The organism is Candidatus Blochmannia ocreatus, from assembly GCF_023585745.1.
Lineage (GTDB): Bacteria > Pseudomonadota > Gammaproteobacteria > Enterobacterales > Enterobacteriaceae > Blochmanniella > Blochmanniella ocreatus.
This window is the reverse complement of sequence record NZ_CP097762.1, coordinates 512,625-531,903: the sequence shown is the minus strand read 5'-3', so window position 1 is coordinate 531,903 and position 19,279 is coordinate 512,625. Positions and strand designations below refer to the sequence as shown.

The 19,279-nt window shown below is 27.8% G+C and carries 14 protein-coding genes, 1 tRNA gene and 1 pseudogene; 5 read left to right on the top strand and 11 right to left on the bottom strand.

Annotated features, from left to right (window positions below):
* Nucleotides 1-220: 220 nt before the first annotated feature.
* The gene (ubiG, locus tag M9405_RS02315; RefSeq protein WP_250223100.1) at nt 221-925 is read right to left on the bottom strand and encodes a bifunctional 2-polyprenyl-6-hydroxyphenol methylase/3-demethylubiquinol 3-O-methyltransferase UbiG; all 705 of its coding nucleotides are present in this window, start codon (nt 923-925) and stop codon (nt 221-223) included.
* Nucleotides 926-1,193: 268 nt separating this feature from the next.
* Between ubiG and gyrA the strand changes: the two genes are divergently transcribed.
* The 3 genes from gyrA (at nt 1,194) to M9405_RS02300 (ending at nt 6,714) form a co-directional block, all read left to right on the top strand.
* Nucleotides 1,194-3,746 (top strand): DNA gyrase subunit A, encoded by a 2,553-nt coding sequence (gene gyrA / locus M9405_RS02310; RefSeq protein ID WP_250223099.1) that lies wholly within the window; start codon nt 1,194-1,196, stop codon nt 3,744-3,746.
* Nucleotides 3,747-4,354: 608 nt separating this feature from the next.
* Nucleotides 4,355-5,476, top strand: coding sequence for a porin (locus M9405_RS02305; protein WP_250223098.1), 1,122 nt, complete (start codon nt 4,355-4,357; stop codon nt 5,474-5,476).
* 167 nt (nt 5,477-5,643) lie between these two features.
* Nucleotides 5,644-6,714 (top strand): D-alanine--D-alanine ligase family protein, encoded by a 1,071-nt coding sequence (locus M9405_RS02300; RefSeq protein WP_250223097.1) that lies wholly within the window; start codon nt 5,644-5,646, stop codon nt 6,712-6,714.
* Nucleotides 6,715-6,777: 63 nt separating this feature from the next.
* Here M9405_RS02300 and M9405_RS02295 read toward each other — a convergent pair.
* Both M9405_RS02295 and rplY read right to left on the bottom strand, forming a co-directional pair.
* Nucleotides 6,778-6,851 (bottom strand) — tRNA-Pro (locus M9405_RS02295).
* A 248-nt stretch (nt 6,852-7,099) separates the two neighbouring features.
* Nucleotides 7,100-7,396 carry a 50S ribosomal protein L25 gene (rplY, locus tag M9405_RS02290; protein ID WP_250223096.1) on the bottom strand — a complete coding sequence of 99 codons (297 nt, stop codon included), beginning with the start codon at nt 7,394-7,396 and terminating at the stop codon, nt 7,100-7,102.
* 690 nt (nt 7,397-8,086) lie between these two features.
* On the opposite strand from rplY, the gene folE reads away from it, so the two are divergent.
* A complete protein-coding gene (folE, locus tag M9405_RS02285; RefSeq protein ID WP_250223095.1) occupies nt 8,087-8,752 on the top strand; it encodes a GTP cyclohydrolase I FolE in 666 nt (221 codons plus the stop codon).
* A 537-nt stretch (nt 8,753-9,289) separates the two neighbouring features.
* Here folE and metG read toward each other — a convergent pair.
* Nucleotides 9,290-10,945, bottom strand: a complete 1,656-nt coding sequence (metG, locus tag M9405_RS02280) for a methionine--tRNA ligase (protein ID WP_423775051.1) — start codon at nt 10,943-10,945, stop codon at nt 9,290-9,292.
* Between the two features lie 382 nt (nt 10,946-11,327).
* Between metG and gndA the strand changes: the two genes are divergently transcribed.
* Nucleotides 11,328-12,740: an NADP-dependent phosphogluconate dehydrogenase gene (gene gndA, locus M9405_RS02275; RefSeq protein ID WP_250223094.1), complete on the top strand. Its 1,413-nt coding sequence runs from the start codon at nt 11,328-11,330 to the stop codon at nt 12,738-12,740.
* A gap of 262 nt (nt 12,741-13,002) precedes the next feature.
* Here gndA and hisIE read toward each other — a convergent pair whose 3' ends face one another.
* The 7 genes and pseudogenes from hisIE to hisD all read right to left on the bottom strand — a co-directional run bounded on the left by hisIE (nt 13,003) and on the right by hisD (nt 19,276).
* Nucleotides 13,003-13,689 carry a bifunctional phosphoribosyl-AMP cyclohydrolase/phosphoribosyl-ATP diphosphatase HisIE gene (gene hisIE / locus M9405_RS02270; RefSeq protein ID WP_250223093.1) on the bottom strand — a complete coding sequence of 229 codons (687 nt, stop codon included), beginning with the start codon at nt 13,687-13,689 and terminating at the stop codon, nt 13,003-13,005.
* Complete coding sequence (gene hisF, locus M9405_RS02265) at nt 13,683-14,462, bottom strand: imidazole glycerol phosphate synthase subunit HisF (RefSeq protein WP_250223092.1); 780 nt, start codon at nt 14,460-14,462, stop codon at nt 13,683-13,685. The genes hisIE and hisF overlap by 7 nt, the downstream gene beginning before the upstream one ends.
* Nucleotides 14,444-15,184, bottom strand: coding sequence for a 1-(5-phosphoribosyl)-5-[(5-phosphoribosylamino)methylideneamino]imidazole-4-carboxamide isomerase (hisA, locus tag M9405_RS02260; RefSeq protein ID WP_250223091.1), 741 nt, complete (start codon nt 15,182-15,184; stop codon nt 14,444-14,446). Before hisA ends, hisF begins: the two co-directional genes overlap by 19 nt.
* 3 nt (nt 15,185-15,187) lie before the next feature.
* Nucleotides 15,188-15,780, bottom strand: a pseudogene (hisH, locus tag M9405_RS02255) (imidazole glycerol phosphate synthase subunit HisH).
* Nucleotides 15,777-16,856, bottom strand: coding sequence for a bifunctional histidinol-phosphatase/imidazoleglycerol-phosphate dehydratase HisB (hisB, locus tag M9405_RS02250; RefSeq protein WP_250223090.1), 1,080 nt, complete (start codon nt 16,854-16,856; stop codon nt 15,777-15,779). Before hisB ends, hisH begins: the two are co-directional and overlap by 4 nt.
* 43 nt (nt 16,857-16,899) lie before the next feature.
* Entirely contained in the window at nt 16,900-17,967 is a 1,068-nt protein-coding gene (gene hisC, locus M9405_RS02245; RefSeq protein WP_250223089.1) for a histidinol-phosphate transaminase, read from the bottom strand.
* Nucleotides 17,945-19,276 (bottom strand): histidinol dehydrogenase, encoded by a 1,332-nt coding sequence (gene hisD, locus M9405_RS02240; protein WP_250223088.1) that lies wholly within the window; start codon nt 19,274-19,276, stop codon nt 17,945-17,947. The genes hisC and hisD overlap by 23 nt, the downstream gene beginning before the upstream one ends.
* Between the last annotated feature and the right edge of the window lie 3 nt (nt 19,277-19,279).

Below are 19,279 nucleotides of genomic sequence, written 5' to 3'. Positions count from 1 at the left end.
TTGTAATTACATAACATAATTTGATGTATTTTATTTATGTTGTTGAATATAACCGAGCATAGTACAGTTTATATATCATTATAGTCAATAAACAATATCTATAATTAGTGTAATAACAACAACAGATGTTTAAATTTATTTAAAGATAATTATAATATAATTTATTCATTATTGTAATAAATAGATTTTTATGAAACGTTTTTGTTTTGTATAAAGGTATTTATTTTTTACGTTGAGTGTGTAGTATATAATTTGTATTAATGTTTCTCGTTAGTATACATTTTTTAGTTAAAGGGTTATAGTATAAACCTATGATGTTTTGTTCTTCTAATGTTGTTGCATCTATCCATGTTAGTAATTCAGCGGGAGTAATGAATTTATTGAAATTATGAGTGCCCTTTGGTAGTAAGTTTAATAAATACTCAGAGATTATTATAACTAGCAACCATGATTTAATAGTGCGATTTAGTGTAGAGAAAAATACAGAACCACCTTTTTTAATGATTTTAGCACAAGCATTGATAATTGATTGAGGGTTTGGTACATGTTCTAATACTTCCATGCATGTTACTACATCATAAGTATTGACATTGTGTGATGAATGATCTTCTATTGTTTCTTGTAAGTACAAGATATTTAATTCTTGATGTAAAGCATGCGTTTTTGCTATTTCTAAGGTGGTAGCGCTTATATCTAATCCAGTAACCTTTGCGCCTGATTTTGCGAGTTTTTCTGTTAAAATTCCCCCTCCGCATCCTACATCTAATATTTTTTTACCAAATAATCCATTACTGCATTTAGCAATATAATGGAATCGTGTTGAATTTATTTGATGTAATGTTTTAAACGGACCAGAGATATTCCACCATTGAGATGCAGTTTTGTCAAATTTTTTAATTTCTTTATAATTTATATTTTTTTGCATTTTTGTAAATTTCGTAAATATCGTATTTTCATATAAGTATACTTTAAATTTAAAAAAATCAATTGTTTTGATATTTATCAAGGTATATAAACTATTGATAATTATTGAATATATAAATATGATATAAAATATTTTATATATTCTTTATATAGATATCCATAGAATTAGATAAGATCGAATTGTTCATCTGATTGAATTATGACTAAATAAATAGTTTCAAATATATGACATATATTTGAAATATAATAGAACTAGAGGATATAAGTATATGAGTGATTTTGCTAAAGAAATCATATCAATTGATGTAGAGGAAGAACTAAAACGCTCTTATTTAGATTATGCTATGTCGGTTATTATTGGGCGTGCATTACCAGATGTACGAGATGGATTAAAACCTGTGCATCGTCGTGTTTTATTTGCTATGAAGATTTTGAATAATTATTGGAATAAAAATTACAAAAAATCTGCTAGGGTTGTAGGTGATGTTATTGGTAAATATCATCCGCATGGAGATGCGGCTGTATACGAAACTATTGTACGTATGGCTCAGCCATTTTTAATGCGTTATGTATTAATAGATGGTCAAGGAAACTTTGGGTCAGTGGATGGAGATCCAGCAGCTGCTATGCGTTATACTGAAATACGTATGTCGAAAATAGCAAATGAATTGTTATTAGATTTAGATCAAAATACTGTTGATTACGAGTTAAATTACGACGGAACTGAACAGGTTCCAGTAGTATTGCCAGCTAGAATTCCGAATCTTCTGATTAATGGTGCGTCTGGAATTGCTGTAGGTATGGCCACTAATATTCCTCCTCATAATTTATCTGAAGTAATTAATGGATGTTTGGCTTTTATAGATAATCAAGACATTTCAATTGAAGAGTTAATGAAATATATTCCTGGTCCAGATTTTCCTACTGCTGCTATTATCAATGATAGTAGCGGACTGAAAGATGCATATAGTATTGGTCGTGGTAAAATTTATATTCGCGCGCGTGCAGAAATTGAGACTGATGTAAAAAGCAGCCGAGAATCTATTGTGATATATGAGATCCCTTATCAAGTAAATAAGTCTCGTTTATTAGAGAAGATTGTTGAATTAATAAAGGCAAAACGTCTTGACGGTATACACAATTTACGTGATGAATCTGATAAAGATGGCATGCGTATAGTTATTGAAATTAAACGTGATGCTATTAGTGAAGTAGTATTAAATAATTTATATTCTTTAACGTCATTACAAATTTCTTTTGGTATTAATATGGTAGCTTTATATCAAGGTCAACCAAAAGTAATGTCTTTAAAAGATGTTTTATCTGCTTTTGTATCTCATCGTCGCTCTGTAATAACACGACGCGTTATGTTTGAATTAAAAAAGGCTCGTGCTCGTGTTCATATTTTGGAAGGGTTAACGGTTGCTTTATTTAATATTGATTCTGTTATTGAATTAGTTCGTAAATCTGATAATTTTATGGCAGCAAGTTCTATTTTGAAATCTGAATCTTGGAGATTGGGTGATGTCTTAAATATGAGGAGATCCACTTCTTTTAATGTTATTTGTTCTGAATGGATAGAATTTAGTAATACTATTCATAATAATCAATATTATTTTACTCAAAATCAAATTCAAGCTATTTTAGATTTAAAATTACAAAAATTGACTACACTAGAAAATGAAAAATTATTGAAAGAATATAATAATTTGCTGGAAAAGATAGAAGATTTACTTAACATTTTAAAGAATCCAAATCGGCTTATGGATATAATTAAAGCTGAATTATTATTTATAAAAAAAGAGTATAATAGTGTTCGTTTGACTGAAATTAGAAATAATATTGAAAGTATTGAAATAGAAAATTTAATTAATCAAAAGGATGTAGTGGTCACTTTATCTTATCAGGGTTATGTTAAATATCAACCATTACAAGATTATGAAGCTCAAAAAAGAGGAGGAAAGGGAAAATTAGCAACACGTATTAAAGAAGAGGATTTTGTTACCAGTTTATTAATAGCTAATACTCATGATACTGTGTTATTATTTTCTAATTATGGGCGTATATATTGGATGAAAGTTTATAGATTACCTGAAGCGAGTCGGGGCTCTAGAGGGAAGCCAATTATTAATTTATTACCTTTAGATGTAAATGAAAGAATTACTGCAATATTACCAATTCAGCATTATACTATAGGTTATCAGGTATTTATGGCGACTAGTAGTGGAATAGTGAAGAAAACTCCGTTGGTTGATTTTAGTCGTCCGAGGAATGTTGGAATTATTGCTTTAAATCTTAATGATGGCGATGAATTAATTGGAGCAGATATTACAAGTGGTTCAGATGAAGTTATGTTGTTTACTGCATATGGAAAAGTTGTGCGGTTTAAAGAAACAGAAGTTCGTAGTATGCGTCGTTCAGCCATTGGAGTAAGGGGTATCCATTTATTGAAGGGTGATCGTGTAGTATCTTTAATTATACCAAAAAATAAGAGTTCTATTCTGACTGTAACACAGAATGGTTTTGGAAAACGTACTAAACAAGCAGAATATCCAATTAAATCACGTGCTACTCAGGGTGTAATTTCTATTAAGGTTACTGAAAGAAATGGTAATGTAATAGGTGCAGTGCAAGTTAATCAATCAGATCAAATAGTGATGATTACTGATTTAGGTAGATTAGTGCGTACACGCGTGTCAGAAGTTAATATTATTCGTCGCAATACCCAAGGGGTGATGTTAATTCGCACTGATTATAATGAACATGTAGTTGGGTTACAGCGCGTTGTTGAGTCTGTAGAAAGTGAAAATGGTTTTGTATAAATTAAGTTTTCAGTTATACTGAAAATACAAACTATAATTTTTTAATTTTATAAAAATTGATATTTTTTAGAAATTCAACTGATATTATCTTGCATATATTGAAATAGTTTTCAGGTTATATATATAATATTATAGGTATTAATAATAAATTAATCGTGGAAAATTATATTATATGTGTTTATGCAATGTGATTATGGAGTGCAATTTATATTGTAATTATATTATATAGGTATCTTATTTTAAAAAGATTCATTATTCATATTATGAATCCAAAACATTATATATGCTACAATATATAGCAATATAAATTGGTGGAGACAGTACTTATATAACGGATTTTTATTATTGTCGGTAAGGGATTTAAAAAAATTATATTAATATATATGCATGTGTGTATTTTTAATGTATATATATATTTAATATAGATAGTTAGTGTGTTAAAAGTTTAATGGTGTAATAAGGTCATATATTATTATTTAATAATGGTTTATGTATGATAAGTATCAGAATTGTATATTTTTAATAAAAATGAGATTTTACATTTATTTCAGTATTTAAATGTTAAATTTTAATAATATTATTTTTACTATATAGATTGAGGTATTAATATGAAATTACGGTGTCTTACTAGCCTGATTGCTACTATAGTTATGGCAAGTACAGCCGGAGCTGCTGAGATTTATGAAAAAGATGGAAATACATTAAGTATGTTTGGTACTATTGTGGGAGGGCATTATTTTTCTAAAGATTGCGTGAAAGACGGAGATAATTCATTTGTACGATATGGATTTTCTGGTAAAACATATGTGAACGACAGCATTATTGGGTTTGGTGTTTGGGAGCATGAAATTGCTTTGCGAGGTGTGGAAAGAACTAATATGAGTAATAGTAATAGAATATTGCTTGGTTATGCAGGAATACATTTTGGGAATTTTGGAAGCATTGATTACGGCAGAAATTATGGGGTATTATATGATGTAGGAGCTTGGACCGATGTAGTGCCAGGATTTGGCGGTGATATATCTATTTCAGATAATTTTTTATCTGGTCGTAGTTCCAATGTAGTAACATATCGTAATAAAAATCTTTTTGGTTATGTTAATGGGTTAGATGTTGCTTTGCAGTATCAAGGCAAGAATAATGTTAATCATTACACTGGTCGTACTGTAAAAACTGCTAATGGAGAGGGATATGGAGTATCAGCATCTTATTCATTGGATAATGGATTGTCTATAGCTGTAGCTTATAATAACAGTAAACGTCTTGCGTCTCAGATCAGTTTAGATTCTAACAACAGATATAGTGATAATATTGAAGCATATAATTTAGGAGTCAAATATGATAGAAAGGGTATGTATGTTGCAGCTACTTATGGTGAGACTTTTAATATGACTCCATTTGGCAATTTTTCTGATGTTTTAAACCCAGACAGTGTTTGTGGTTTTGCTAATAAAGCGAAAAATGTTGAGTTAGTAGCACAATACCAATTTGGTTTTGGATTACGTCCTTCTATATCTTATGTTCATTCTAAATCTAGTGATATGGATAATAGCGGATATGGTGAGTTCTTAAAAAGAAGCATTACGTTTGGAACTGGATTTGTTTTTAATAAAAATGTTTGTACCACTATAGATTATAGGCTTAATTTATTAAGTAGAAGTGATTTTTCTCGTGCAGCAAACATTAGTACTGATAATGTTATTGCTTTAGGTATAGCATATGTGTTTTAGTTCTTCTATATTATTATAGAATAATATAAAATACATAATAATTGCACTAAAAAATTTTGTGTATGTTGTATATAACACGGGTACAGACCAACTATGATATTTGGTCTTTGCCTGTTTTATATTAAATTCGTATTTTATAACACATTAGATAAATATATGTTATTAAAATGCATATTTTAAAAAAAAAGAAGTTATGTGTTGGTATTATTTGCGGTGGTTTTTCTTTTGAATATGAAATATCTTTAAGATCAGCAATTTATATTGCTCAATCTATTGATATTAATATATTTAAAGTAGTGATATTATTAATAGACAAGAAAGGGTGTTGGTATTTAAGAGATATAAATTTTGAGGATTTATTAGAGTGTCAACAAGATGACACATGTGTTTCAATTGTTTTGCAAAAAAAATTGCATAAATTGGCATTGAGTTGCAATAATATTAATTATTTATCAGTAGAATGTGATGTTTTTTTTCCTGTGGTACATGGAAGCCCAGGAGAAGATGGAGCTTTACAGGGTTTATTACGTATAATGAATGTACCTTATGTTGGATCTGATATTTTAGCCTCTTCTGTGTGTATGGATAAAAATATAACTAAATGTTTATTGCGTGATTCTGGTTTATTAGTTGCCCCGTTTAGAACGTTTTATAGTAATCATCAAGATGATATAAATTTTGCAGATCTTGTAAATTTGTTTGGTTTACCATTATTTGTAAAGCCTGCGAATCAAGGTTCTTCGATAGGAGTGCAAAAAGTTTTTAGTGATAAAAGTTTTCATCAAGCAGTACTTTATGCTTTTTCTTTTAGTAATAAAATATTAGTAGAGCAAGCGATTTATGGAAGAGAATTAGAATGTGCGGTATTGGGTAATGATAACTTAGAAATTAGTGTATTTGGTGAAATTATATTACCAGAAGGAGATACTTATACTTATTGTCATAAGTATTTAGATAATGTTGTTCAAATTAAAATACCTGCTGCTGTTGATAATATAATAAAAGGTGTTATAACAGAAGTTGTTTTATGTGCTGTCAGGTTGTTCCATTGCACTGGAATGGCTCGGGTAGATATGTTTTTAACTCCTGAAAATAAGATTTTTATTAATGAGATCAATACTGTACCTGGATTTACTCAGAATAGTATGTATCCTAAACTATGGGAAGCTACTGGTTTAAGTGTTCGGGAATTGATTACAAAATTAATAGATTTAGCATTAGAGCGTCATAAATATTAATAACATTATTTATGTATTTTAATGCATACTGTTGTGTAGTTTTGTAGATTTTTAAAAAATTTTTCGGCATGAGAGGATTTGAACCTCCGACCTCCGACACCCCATGACGGTGCGCTACCAAACTGCGCTACATGCCGTAGTATATTTATTATAGTTTAGAGTAGAAATTTTTAATATTCTATATTTCAAAAGAAATAAAATATTAAAAAACTAGACAATATTGCTCATTTTAATATTTAAATTAATTTAATAGAATTGAAAAATTTTATTTTTTCATAAAAATTGTATCATCATACAAGATGTATGTTTATTTATGTTAATAGCAACAATATTCATATAGAAGTTTGTTTTTAAAATTTATGTATGAAAATATAATTATATAATATTAGATTATAGTAAAGTCAATATGAATTATTTTTAATTTAAAAGGATGATATTGAATATCTTGAATTCTTACTGTAATAGATGCTTTATTATTAATCGATAATTGCAGGATATTATTTTTACGTAATATATTAGCAATATCTGGTCGTAATAAATCATTTTGATTTAGCGAAATACATGATGAATTTTCTTTATTTTTTTTACTGTATATAACACCAGGACATTTGTGTTGTGTACGTAATTTTCTGGTTGCACTTTTTTTGATATCAATTCTAGAAATTGCATTAATTGTTAACATTATTTAATACCATGATTTTATTTATTTTAATTGTTGAATATTAATAATAATCTATTATTTAGATATATTAATTATTAATATAATTGATGTTTAAACGCATTTTAGTTATTCATTATATTGAATTTTATTAAATAATATATCTATAAATATTTGGTTTGTAAATATTATTATTTGATAATATTTCTTGGTTTTAATTTGTATATTTGTGTATATAATATTATGTGTATTTTTAAATAAAGAAATTAAATTTAATATACATATGCTTAATGTTTAAAATATTTTGTAAATTTATAATGATACTGAAATATTGTATTTAACATAATTAATATACAATTATTTAAATAGTTTTTATTAAAAATATGGTGTGTCATGTGGGCACGAAAAATACAAGTAATAAGAGTCTTCTCTTTTGTTGTGTTTCTAATGTATGTAGAGGCATACAAAATTTGTATTAATTTTGTTATATAGAGCATAAGTTGTGCTTAATATAGTTTTTTTATAAAAAATATTATTTATTATGTTGTATATAGTAAATGAACTTTTTATATTATTTAATAGAGCAATGTAAAATTTATTATTAATTAGTTAATGTATTTATATTAATAAAATAATATAACACTCAGTTTCCTATAATTTTTCAATATAATATAATTATATTATATAAGACACTAAGTTTTTCAGGAATAGATCATGTCTATCTTGACGCAAGAGGCATTATTAGTACGTAATGCGTTGTTAGAAAAAGGTTTAGAAAATCCGATAATTTGTTTAAATATTAGTTATAGTGTACGTAAACATCTTATTGAGAGTCACATGAGGTCAATAGTACATCTTCTGAAATTAGATTTACAAAGTGATAGTTTATTAAATACTCCAAAACGTGTATCTACAATGTATGTCGATGAAATTTTTTCAGGATTAAATTATTCTAATTTTCCTAAAATTAACATTATTAAAAATGTCATGAAAGTTCATGATATGATCACAGTGCGGGGTATTAATTTTACTAGTATTTGTGAACATCATTTTATTATTTTTGATGGAACAATAACTATTTCTTATATTCCTAAGAATAACATAATTGGTTTATCAAAAATTAACAGGATAGTGCAATTTTTTTCTAAAAGACCACAGTTACAAGAACGATTAACTAAACAAATTTTTTTAGCCCTAAAGGTATTGTTAAATACGGATAGTATAGCAATATTTATTGATGCAATGCATTATTGTGTAAAAGCTAGAGGGATACACGATTCTAATAGCACCGTTACTACTACTGAATTAGGAGGATTGTTTAAAGACAGTATGAATACTCGTAAAGAATTTTTGTATTTAGTTGTACATTACAATAAGTAATATACATGATGTGTTAAAACATCATGAAGTTATATAATATTATCGTTTATACATATAATATTTATATTCAATATCTTTAACTTATGCATTGAGATCTATAGAAAGTATAGAATTATCGTTAATGTTATTATTAGTCATATAAATAAAATATGTCTACTATGTTTATATAATATATAAGTTATATGTTTTGTATGATGTATGTTTTTACACAGTAAATGAAATAGTATAGGTGTATTTTATATAAAATATATATTTTGGTTTATTTATATAATAAGTATTATAATATTTATAATATTAAAGCAATTAAATAGTGTTATAGATCGTATTGTTTTAAATACATATAAAAATTAATTTGCAGAATCAGATTCTAGATTATTAGAAAAAGATTTTTAAAGTGTTATTATTGTTGTAATTTTGCGTATTGTTACATTATAACTATAATTATGATATTACTACATAGTTTATGTCACGTTATTAACACGGGAATTGAAGTTTATTATATATAATACATTATTTATAATGAGTAAATTTTTATTACTAGTCATTATTTAATTTTGATTCATTTTTAATACATGAAATTTGTTTCGAGTTAATTCGATAAAAGACAGTATTAAATTGGTTAATACGATGATTTAATAAAGGTGTCATAATGCTATCCCATGTTAAATCAGTATTAAGAAAATTTTCACTATATTTAGCTAATTTGGGTAATACAGGTTTCAGATAAATCATTAAAATACGAAATAGTTGAATACCCATAGAATAAATAGATAAGATTTTATCTTTTTGATTGTTTTTGTTTGCAATGTGCCAAGGAGCGAGTTTATCAATATATTGATTAGCTTCATCTGCTAATTTCATAATTTTTTTTATTGCAGCATTAAAATCACGTTTATTAAATAATTCTTCTATCATATGTCTAGAATTAGCAAATTTTTCATATAATCCTGGATTTTCTAATTTATTTGATAATTGTCCATTATTATATTGAGATATAAATTTAGCGTTTCTGGAAGCTAAGTTTAATATTTTATTGATAATATCTGCATTTACTTTGTTAGTAAAATCAGTTAAATTTAAATCTATATCATTAATACGAGATGAGAGTTTTGTAGCATAGTAGTATCTTAGATAATCTGAGTGTAAATGCGACAAGTAGGTTTGTATATGAATTACTGTTCCTTTAGATTTTGATATTTTAGCTCCGTTTATAGTTACATGTCCATGCACAATGATATTTGTTGGTTTTCTAAAGTTACTACCTTGTAAAATTGCAGGCCAAAATAAACAATGGAAGTAAATAATATCTTTTCCAATAAACTGATACAGTTCTGTTGTAGAGTCTGGATGCCAAAAATCCTGAAAAGATATATTATTATTTTTATTACATAAATTTTTAAAAGTACCCATGTATCCTATAGGCGCATCCATCCAAACATAAAAATATTTGTCTGTAGTGTTAGGTATCTTAAAGCCAAAGTATGGAGCATCTCTAGAAATATTCCATTGTTTTAATCCTAATTTAAACCATTCTTCAATTTTGTTGATTACTTCTTTTTGTAAAGCGCTAGAATGTATCCATGTTTTTAACATATTTGTAAATATTGGTAAATCAAAAAATAGGTGTTTGGATTGTTTTACTATAGGAGTTGTGTTGGATAGCACTGATTTTGGATGTATCAAATCTAATGGAGTATATATGGTACCACATATTTCGCAGTTATCTCCATATTGTTTTGATGCTGTACATTTTGGGCATGTTCCTTTTACAAAACGATCAGGCAAAAACATTTGTTTTTCGGAATCATACAGTTGAGAGACAGATTTACACTTAATAAATCCCATTTTTTTTAATCGAAAATAGATCATGTTTAATAATTCATGTGTTTCTTTACTATGAGTAGAGTGATAATTATCATAGCTAATGCTAAAGGCGTAACAATCTCTTTCATGTTCTAATTGTATCTGTGTAATCATTTTTTCAGGATTTATGTTAAGTTTTTGGGCTTTTAACATAATAGCTGTACCATGAGCATCGTCTGCACAAATAAAATATACTTGATGTCCTTGCATGCGCTGATAACGAACCCAAATATCTGCTTGAATATGCTCTAATATATGTCCAATATGCAATGAACCATTAGCATAAGGTAAAGCGCAAGTAACTAATATTTTTTTAGTAGTCATGATAATGATTTAAGAATTTATTAAATTTTAATTTAATCATATTTAAATTATATCATAAAGTATATTTTTAATTTTCTATATGGATTTAGTAAAATAAATGTGTATATTATATAAATGTACAATGAGTGAGTTTATTGTTAGTATGTTTTAATACATATTATATTGTATTTTGATTTTTTTTTTGTAAAAAAAGTATATATTTTGTATTACACATGCTGTGTATATCGTGATATTTCTATTAAAAGTTTTATATTTTAACATAATATTATTTAACTGATTGTTATCATAGATATATTAATGTGTAATGCGGCGCGAATTTTGAATTAATATTATAGATTATGTATTTTCATACATATAAAATATTTTATATAGTTTAATAGGAGAGAAAATGTCAGAACAACCAAACATTGGTGTTATTGGAATGGGCGTGATGGGTAGTAATTTAGCTCTAAATATTGCAAGTAAAGAATACTATGTTGCTATTTACAATCGATCGAAAAGTAGAACTGATAAAATAATTGCTAATAATTGTAATAAAAATATACTGCCATCTTATTCTATAGAAGATTTTGTATTATCTTTGGTTAAGCCCCGTATTATATTTATAATGATTACTTCAGGCATATATGTTGATAATGTTATTAAAGAATTATCTGCATATATAAGCCCAGGAGATGTATTAATTGATGGAGGCAATTCTTTTTATAAAGATACTATGCGTCGTAGTCTTGCATTATTAAAAAAAGGAATAGATTTTATGGGTCTCGGGATTTCTGGAGGTGAAAGTGGTGCGTTATATGGACCATCTTTGATGCCTGGAGGGGAATTTCATGCGTATAAGAAAGTGCAGAAAGTTTTAACAAATATTGCTGCGTGCATTGATAATGAACCGTGCGTAACATATTTGGGACCGAATGGTGCTGGACATTATGTAAAAATGGTACATAATGGTATAGAATATGGAGAAATGCAAATAATTTCTGAAATATATTTTTTATTGAAAAATGTATTTCATGTAACTTATGATAACTTAGGAGAAATATTTCATCATTGGAATCAAGGAGAATTAAACAGTTATTTATTAGAAATAACTAGTCGTATATTTTTAAAAAAAGATATGGATAATTGTAATATCGTAGATTATGTACTAGATATTGCAGATAGTAAAGGCACAGGATCTTGGATGGTGCAAGATGCTTGTAATTTACAGGTTGCATCTAATATAATTGCAGAGTCAGTATTTTCTCGTTATGTTTCTATGTTAAAGGAGCAAAGATTAACAGCATCTAATATATTGTCAGGACCTGAGAAACAAAAAATTTCTCCCGAACTTCGGTTATTGTATATTGAAAAAGCTCGGAAAGCATTATATTTAGGAAAAATTATTTTATATGCACAAGCTTTTCATCAATTAGCTATTGCTTCTAATAAATATAATTGGAATTTAAATTTTAAAAAAATTGCTAAAATTTTTCGAGCTGGATGTATTATTAGATCGAAATTTTTACAAAGGATTATTGATATATATTCTCAGAATCCAGATATTAATAATCTGATGTTAGCGCCGTATTGTACAACTATTATTAATAATTATCAAAATATGTTAAGGGAAATCGTAATATTTGGAATAAAAAATGGTATTGCTATGCCTGCATTGTCTGCGGTCATATCATATTATGATAGTTATCGTAGTAAAGTGTTACCTGCAAATCTTATTCAAGCTCAAAGAGATTGTTTTGGGGCACATACTTATGCTCGGTCTGATAGACCCGGCGTTTTCCATACGTGTTGGTTAAAATAGTAATATAATTACAGTTGATATAAAAATTATTATTTTTAATATAATTAGGTTTATATTTTAATTGCATAAGACTGCATACATAAAATTAAAATTTTTTAATTTTATTATCATAAAGTGATTATATAAAAGTGTTGAGTATATGTAGGATGAAATATATTATGGGCGATGTGTAAGTAAATTTTTAGAGTGATATTATTACCGCAATTCATTTTGTTAGTTAAATTATTTAAGTAAACTATTTAATCAGTGTAATTTATTGTTTCTATTTATCATGAGATTTATGGGTTGTAGATTTTTTTTGATTATTATAATGTCTTTTTTGTAATTCTTGTAGTACAACGCTAAATGTTAATGATGTATGTTGTAGTAATACTAATAGATGATATATTAAGTCTGCTGCTTCGTTGATAATTTCTGTTTTATTATTATTGTGTGTAACTGCTGCTAAAGCAGTTTCTATGCCTTCTTCTCCGACTTTTTGTGCAATACGTTTTATGCCTTGAGAGTATAATTTAGCTGTATAAGATGATTGTGTATTACCCAATTGGTGGGATATATTTTTTTTTAAGGATAGAAAGTGTTCTAATTGATAGAGAAAGCTAAAGGTTGTTATGGCAGGATGAAAACAGCTATTAGTATGGAAATGACATGTTGGACCATGTGGTAATGCAAGAATTAATAATGAGTCATTATCACAATCTAAATACCAATCAATTAATTGTAATATATTTCCAGATTGTTCGCCTTTAGTCCACAATCTATTTTTACTTCTTGAAAAAAATGTTACTTTCCTTGTTTTTTCTGTTTGTATTATTGAGGCTTCATTCATATAACCTAGCATTAATACTTCACCCGATGTGGCGTGTTGTATTATTGCAGGTATAAGTTTATTATTATTTGTTTTCGTCCAATTAATTTTGTTTTGATGAAGTTGCGTGTTAATCAGCATAATCTAATTTGTATACCTTTTTGTGTTAAAAAATATTTTAATTTGTTAATATTAATAATTTTTTTGTGAAATACTGAAGCAGCTAGCGCTCCATCTACATTAGCATCGCGAAAAGCTTCTAAAAAATGTTGAGCAGTACCAGCGCCACCGGAAGCAATTAGTGGCACTTTACAATATTGTCTAATATATTTTAATAGTTCTAAATTATATCCGATTTTCATTCCATCTTGGTTCATCATATTTAATACTATTTCTCCGGCTCCATATTCTTGGATTGTTTTAATCCAATCCAATATTTCCCATGTTGTTGTGCATGTTTGAGTACTATCACCAGTATAATATTGGATTTGATAAGAATCATCTTTTTGTGTATTTTTCCAGATATCTATACTAATTACTACGCATTGTTTACCTAAATTTTCGGATAGCTCTTTAATAAGAGCTGGATTAATTAAAGCAGGAGAATTAATTGAAATTTTATCTGCTCCAGATTCCAAAATTTGTTTGGCTTGTTCTAAAGTCGTAATACCTCCTGCAACACAAAATGGTATGTTTATCACTTTAGCAACCCGAGTAATCCATTTTTTATCTACTATTTTTTTATGAGGTGATGCAGTTATATCATAAAATACTAGTTCATCAGCTCCTTCTTGTGCGTAACGATTAGCTAAATCTACAATATCTCCTATAATTGTATGTTTTTTGAATTGTATACCTTTGATTACTTTATTATCTATTACATCAAGACACGGAATTATTCTTTTTGCCAACATGATATGGCCTCAGAAATAGTAAATTTTTTTTCTAAAAATGCACGACCAATAATAATGTGTTTAACTCCAGAATTACGTAATGTTTTTATTTCTTCTAAAGTATTAATTCCTCCGGAGGATTGAAAAGATATTTTTGGCCAAGAATTACATATTGATTTATACAATGATATGTTACTACCCAGTAAAGTTCCATCTTTAGCGATATCTGTGCATAACACGTGTTTTATACCTGAAGAATAATACTCTTCCATAATTTGGTTAAATTCTAAGTTTGTTTCTTTTTGCCAACCATAAATAAATACTTTGCAATGTTTTATAGAATAACAGTGTATGTCTATTGCTAGAACTAAATTATTTGGATCAAAGTATTCAAACCATTTTTTTACTATTTTAGGTTGCGTTACTGACATAGAACCTAATACAATGCGTGTTGCTCCGGATTTTAAAAGAGTCTCTATATCTTTTGCGCTACGTATTCCTCCACCAACTTGTATTTTTAGCGCAGGGGAGATTGTTTGTATTAATTTAGTAAATAAAGAAATTTGTCGTGTTTTTGGGTCTTTAGCTCCGTTTAAATCTACTAAATGTATAATTTTTGCGCCTTGTTGTATATATTGTTTGAGGAATGATAATGGGTTACCATACTTAGTAATTTTGCTATAAGTACCTTGATACAATCTAACTATTTCACCGTTTATAATGTCTAATGCGGGAATTATCATAGATCACATCTCCATAAAATTTTTTATTAGTTTTTCTCCGGGTGTACTGGATTTTTCTGGATGAAACTGTACGCCAAAAAAATTTTTATATTCTATCACTGCACTAAAGTAGTGACCATACCATGTTTGAGAAATTGTTACATGACATATATCTATATAATAGCTATGTGCGAAATAAAAATAATCATTTTTATTTATATCGTAAAATAGGGGATGTTTTTTTTTTGGTATGGAAATAGTATTCCATCCCATATGTGGGAGAGGTAGATTACCAGATTTTATATGTTTAATAGGTATATCAATAATTTTTAAAGTGTTAATATGATTATTTTCTTCACTGTTGATCCCCAAGAGTTGCATACCTAAACAAATACCTAATATTGGTTGAGTAGATTGTTGTATTAATTTTACTAAATTTTTTTTTTTAATTGTTGCATTGCTGCTGTAACTGTGCCGACTCCTGGTAAAAGTAACTTATCTGCTTTAGATATGATATCGGCTTCATCACTGATTACTGCATTATATCCTAATTTATACAGAACATTATGTACAGAAAATAAATTTGCGCATTTGGTATTTATAATTATTATATTCATAATAGCGCTCCTTTAGAGCTAGGGATACTGTTATGTTCGATCGAAATAGCTTGGCCTAATGATTTTCCGAAAGATTTAAATAAACTTTCTGCTTTATGGTGATCATTAGTTCCACTTACGTTTAAGTGTAAAGTACAGCCCATTGTTGTTGTTAAGGATCTAAAAAAATGTTCTATCATTTCAGTGCTGAGATCTCCTATTTTTTGAAAATTATAATGAGCTTTATAGTAAAAATATGATCGTCCAGATATATCTAAGACACATTGTGCAATACTATCATCCATAGGTAAAGTAAACCCAAATCTTTTGATGCCACGTTTTTTATTTAATGCTTTTTTTAGGGCTTCTCCTAATACTAATGCAGTATCTTCTATAGTATGATGATCATCTATATTGGTATCGCCTTGAGCTATGATATTCATAGATATTCCTGAATGAATTGCGATTTGATGTAACATATGATTAAAAAAATTTATTCCAGTGCTAATATGATTTTTATCATTCTTATCATTTTTATCGAGCCATATCTTAATTTTTATATTAGTCTCTGTAGTAGCTCGGTATACGTAGGATGAGCGATAATGTTTGAGCAAGTATTTTGTAATTTTTTCCCATCCAAAGTTAGTTCTATGGTATTGTATTCCTGAAATTCCCATGTTATTCGCTAAAATTATATCAGTATCTCGATCTCCTATAACATAACTATTAAATTTGTTTAATTGTGTGTTGTTTAGCCAATGATCTATTAGCCCAGTTTTTGGTTTACGACAATTGCATTTTTCTTCAGGAAAATGAGAGCAAATTAATACTTGATGAAATGTAATTCCCTGTGATTGAAAGATATCTATCATTAATTTGTGTGGTGTTTCGAATTTTTTTTGCGGAAATTTATCACTACCTAATCCGTTTTGATTGGTTACTATAATAAATTTAAAACCTATATCTCGTAGTGTTATAAGCGCTGGAATAACATATGGTTCTAATGAAAGTTTTTCTACTGAATCGATTTGAAAATTGTCTTTAGGTTCATGGATTAATGTTCCATCTCTATCTATAAATAAAATTTTATGGCACATGAGTATTCCTGATAGTTATTCATTTATATAAGTTTGGAGTTAGTTATATAATTTTTTTTAAAATAGAAATTAGATAGTGACATTCATTATATGTACCCACAGTAATTCGGACGCAATTATTGAGACCTGGTTGATAACTTTGATCTCTTAATATTATTCCTTTTTTCAGTAATTTTTTAAAAACTTTATATTTTGGATTAAATTTTACTAATACATAATTTGCATAACTAATAAATACTTTTTGAACACAAGTACATTGTTTTAATGCTGCAATTAAAATATTTCGGTTTTTGTTAATTGTGTTAATTCGTTCATGTGTATATTTTATACTTTCTGGAGTTAAAGCTTGAGTAACTATATCAATTACTGGAGTAGATATAGGATAAGGAGCAATTACTTTTTTTAACAAGTTAATAATTTCTGGATTGGCCAAAGTAAAACCACATCGTAATCCTGCTAAAGCAAATGCTTTAGATAGTGTTCTTAAAATTACTAGATTCGAATATGCTGATAACCAGCTTGCTAGGCTGGAGTTGATACAAAAGTCAATGTATGCTTCGTCTATAATTAATAGTGCTTTATTTTTAGTAATTTTTAGTAATTTTTTTAAACTATTTAAATGTATTAAATTACCTGTAGGATTATTTGGATTACAAATATAAATTAATTTAACATTATTTAATTGTGATTTAATGTGTGCTAAATCAATTTGCCAGTGTTTTTTCTTCGGTATAATTTTATACTTAATTCCTAAAATGTCAGCGGTAGTTTTATACATACCATATGTTGGTGGACAAAATATAATAGTATCTTTTGTGGGATTACAAAATACTTTCATTAATAATTCAATACTTTCATCAGCTCCTCTGGATACTAAAATTTGTTTGGATTGTATTCCAGCATAACAAGCATATTTATGAATGATTTCTTGTGGTTGACACATAGGATATCTATGGATTTTTTCTTGATTCAGTGAGTAATAATTAGGAGCAATAGGAAATTCATTAGCGTTTAACCATAAGTGTCCTGCTGATGATCGAGCTAATTTCCTGGCAGATTGATAAGGTTTTAGACATAAAATATCATGTCTAGCCAGAGATTGAATCTTCATTGTTTTCCTTAATGTAATTGGTACGATGTGTTACTGCATATAAATGTGCTTGTAATTGTTCAATTTGTGTCAATATTTTAATTGTTGATGATAATTTTAAGAGTCCTTTTTGTGTAAGTTGTTGTACCAAGATTCTTTTTTGGAAATCTATAACTCCTAAACCTGATTTGGTAGTAGCGTGTCCATATGTAGGCAATACATGATTAGTTCCACTTATATAATCTCCAGCAGTTTCTGGTGACCAGTGACCCAGAAATATTGATCCCGCGTTAACAATATGTTGTAAATAATTTTCTGCGTGTTGAATTTGTAATATTAAATGCTCCGGAGCATATGTGTTACTTATTGAAAAGCATTCCATTAAATCATTAGTAATAATGATTCGGCTATTTTTTAATGAGTGTTTAATAATATGATTTCTGGGTAAAATTTGTAATTGTTCATACAATTCTTTTTTTGTATGTTCTGCAATTTTTATACAAGGGGTTGCAAGTATTACGTGTGAATCAATGCCGTGTTCTGCTTGTGATAAAAGATCTGCTGCTATAAAAATAGGATTAGCTGTATCATCTGCAATAATTAATACTTCGGAAGGTCCAGCCAACATATCGATTTCTGCTCCGTTAGGCATGCTGTTAATTTGTCGTTTTGCTTCTGTAACCCATATGTTACCTGGACCAAATATCTTATCGACTTTCGGAATAGATTTGGTTCCAAAACCCATAGCTGCAATAGCTTGACTACCTCCAATTTGGTAAATTTCTGTAATTCCGCAGAGCTTTGCTGTATATATAAGTACTTCAGGTATTATAGGCGGTGAACATAGAATAATACGTTTGCATTGAGCAATATTTGCTGGAATTCCTAACATCATTACCGTTGAAATTAATGGAGCGGTACCTCCCGGAACATATAGCCCCACAATATTTAATGGGCGTGTGATTTGTTGGCAATTGACGCCGGGTATAATTTCCAGTTTTATATCAGAATAATGTTGTGTTTTGTGAAAGAGAGTGATATGGGATATTGCAGTGTTTATAGCTTGTTTTATCTCATCGGATATATTGTAACCTGATTTTACAATAGATTCATATGAAATTTTTAGTTGTTTTAATTTTATTTTGTCAAAAATTAAATTAAATTTATGTAGAGCATCATCTCCATTTTTATTTACTTCATGCAGTATATTGGCAACCTTTTGCGTTATGTTGTTTGGTTTATTACAGATTGGTCGAGTTAATAGCATCTTTTTTTCAGAAAAAGAACACTTGTTCCAATCAATAGATGTAAATTCTTCATAAGAATTCATAAT

What these genes read in the sequence shown, in the direction of transcription:
- hisA (WP_250223091.1), bottom strand. Translation starts at nt 15,184, where the DNA reads ATGATAATTCCCGCATTAGACATTATAAACGGTGAAATAGTTAGATTG.
- ubiG (WP_250223100.1), bottom strand. Translation starts at nt 925, where the DNA reads ATGCAAAAAAATATAAATTATAAAGAAATTAAAAAATTTGACAAAACT.
- rplY (WP_250223096.1), bottom strand. Translation starts at nt 7,396, where the DNA reads ATGTTAACAATTAATGCAATTTCTAGAATTGATATCAAAAAAAGTGCA.
- hisB (WP_250223090.1), bottom strand. Translation starts at nt 16,856, where the DNA reads ATGTGCCATAAAATTTTATTTATAGATAGAGATGGAACATTAATCCAT.
- gyrA (WP_250223099.1), top strand. Translation starts at nt 1,194, where the DNA reads ATGAGTGATTTTGCTAAAGAAATCATATCAATTGATGTAGAGGAAGAA.
- hisD (WP_250223088.1), bottom strand. Translation starts at nt 19,276, where the DNA reads ATGAATTCTTATGAAGAATTTACATCTATTGATTGGAACAAGTGTTCT.
- folE (WP_250223095.1), top strand. Translation starts at nt 8,087, where the DNA reads ATGTCTATCTTGACGCAAGAGGCATTATTAGTACGTAATGCGTTGTTA.
- M9405_RS02300 (WP_250223097.1), top strand. Translation starts at nt 5,644, where the DNA reads ATGCATATTTTAAAAAAAAAGAAGTTATGTGTTGGTATTATTTGCGGT.
- hisC (WP_250223089.1), bottom strand. Translation starts at nt 17,967, where the DNA reads ATGAAGATTCAATCTCTGGCTAGACATGATATTTTATGTCTAAAACCT.
- gndA (WP_250223094.1), top strand. Translation starts at nt 11,328, where the DNA reads ATGTCAGAACAACCAAACATTGGTGTTATTGGAATGGGCGTGATGGGT.
- M9405_RS02305 (WP_250223098.1), top strand. Translation starts at nt 4,355, where the DNA reads ATGAAATTACGGTGTCTTACTAGCCTGATTGCTACTATAGTTATGGCA.
- hisIE (WP_250223093.1), bottom strand. Translation starts at nt 13,689, where the DNA reads ATGCTGATTAACACGCAACTTCATCAAAACAAAATTAATTGGACGAAA.
- hisF (WP_250223092.1), bottom strand. Translation starts at nt 14,462, where the DNA reads ATGTTGGCAAAAAGAATAATTCCGTGTCTTGATGTAATAGATAATAAA.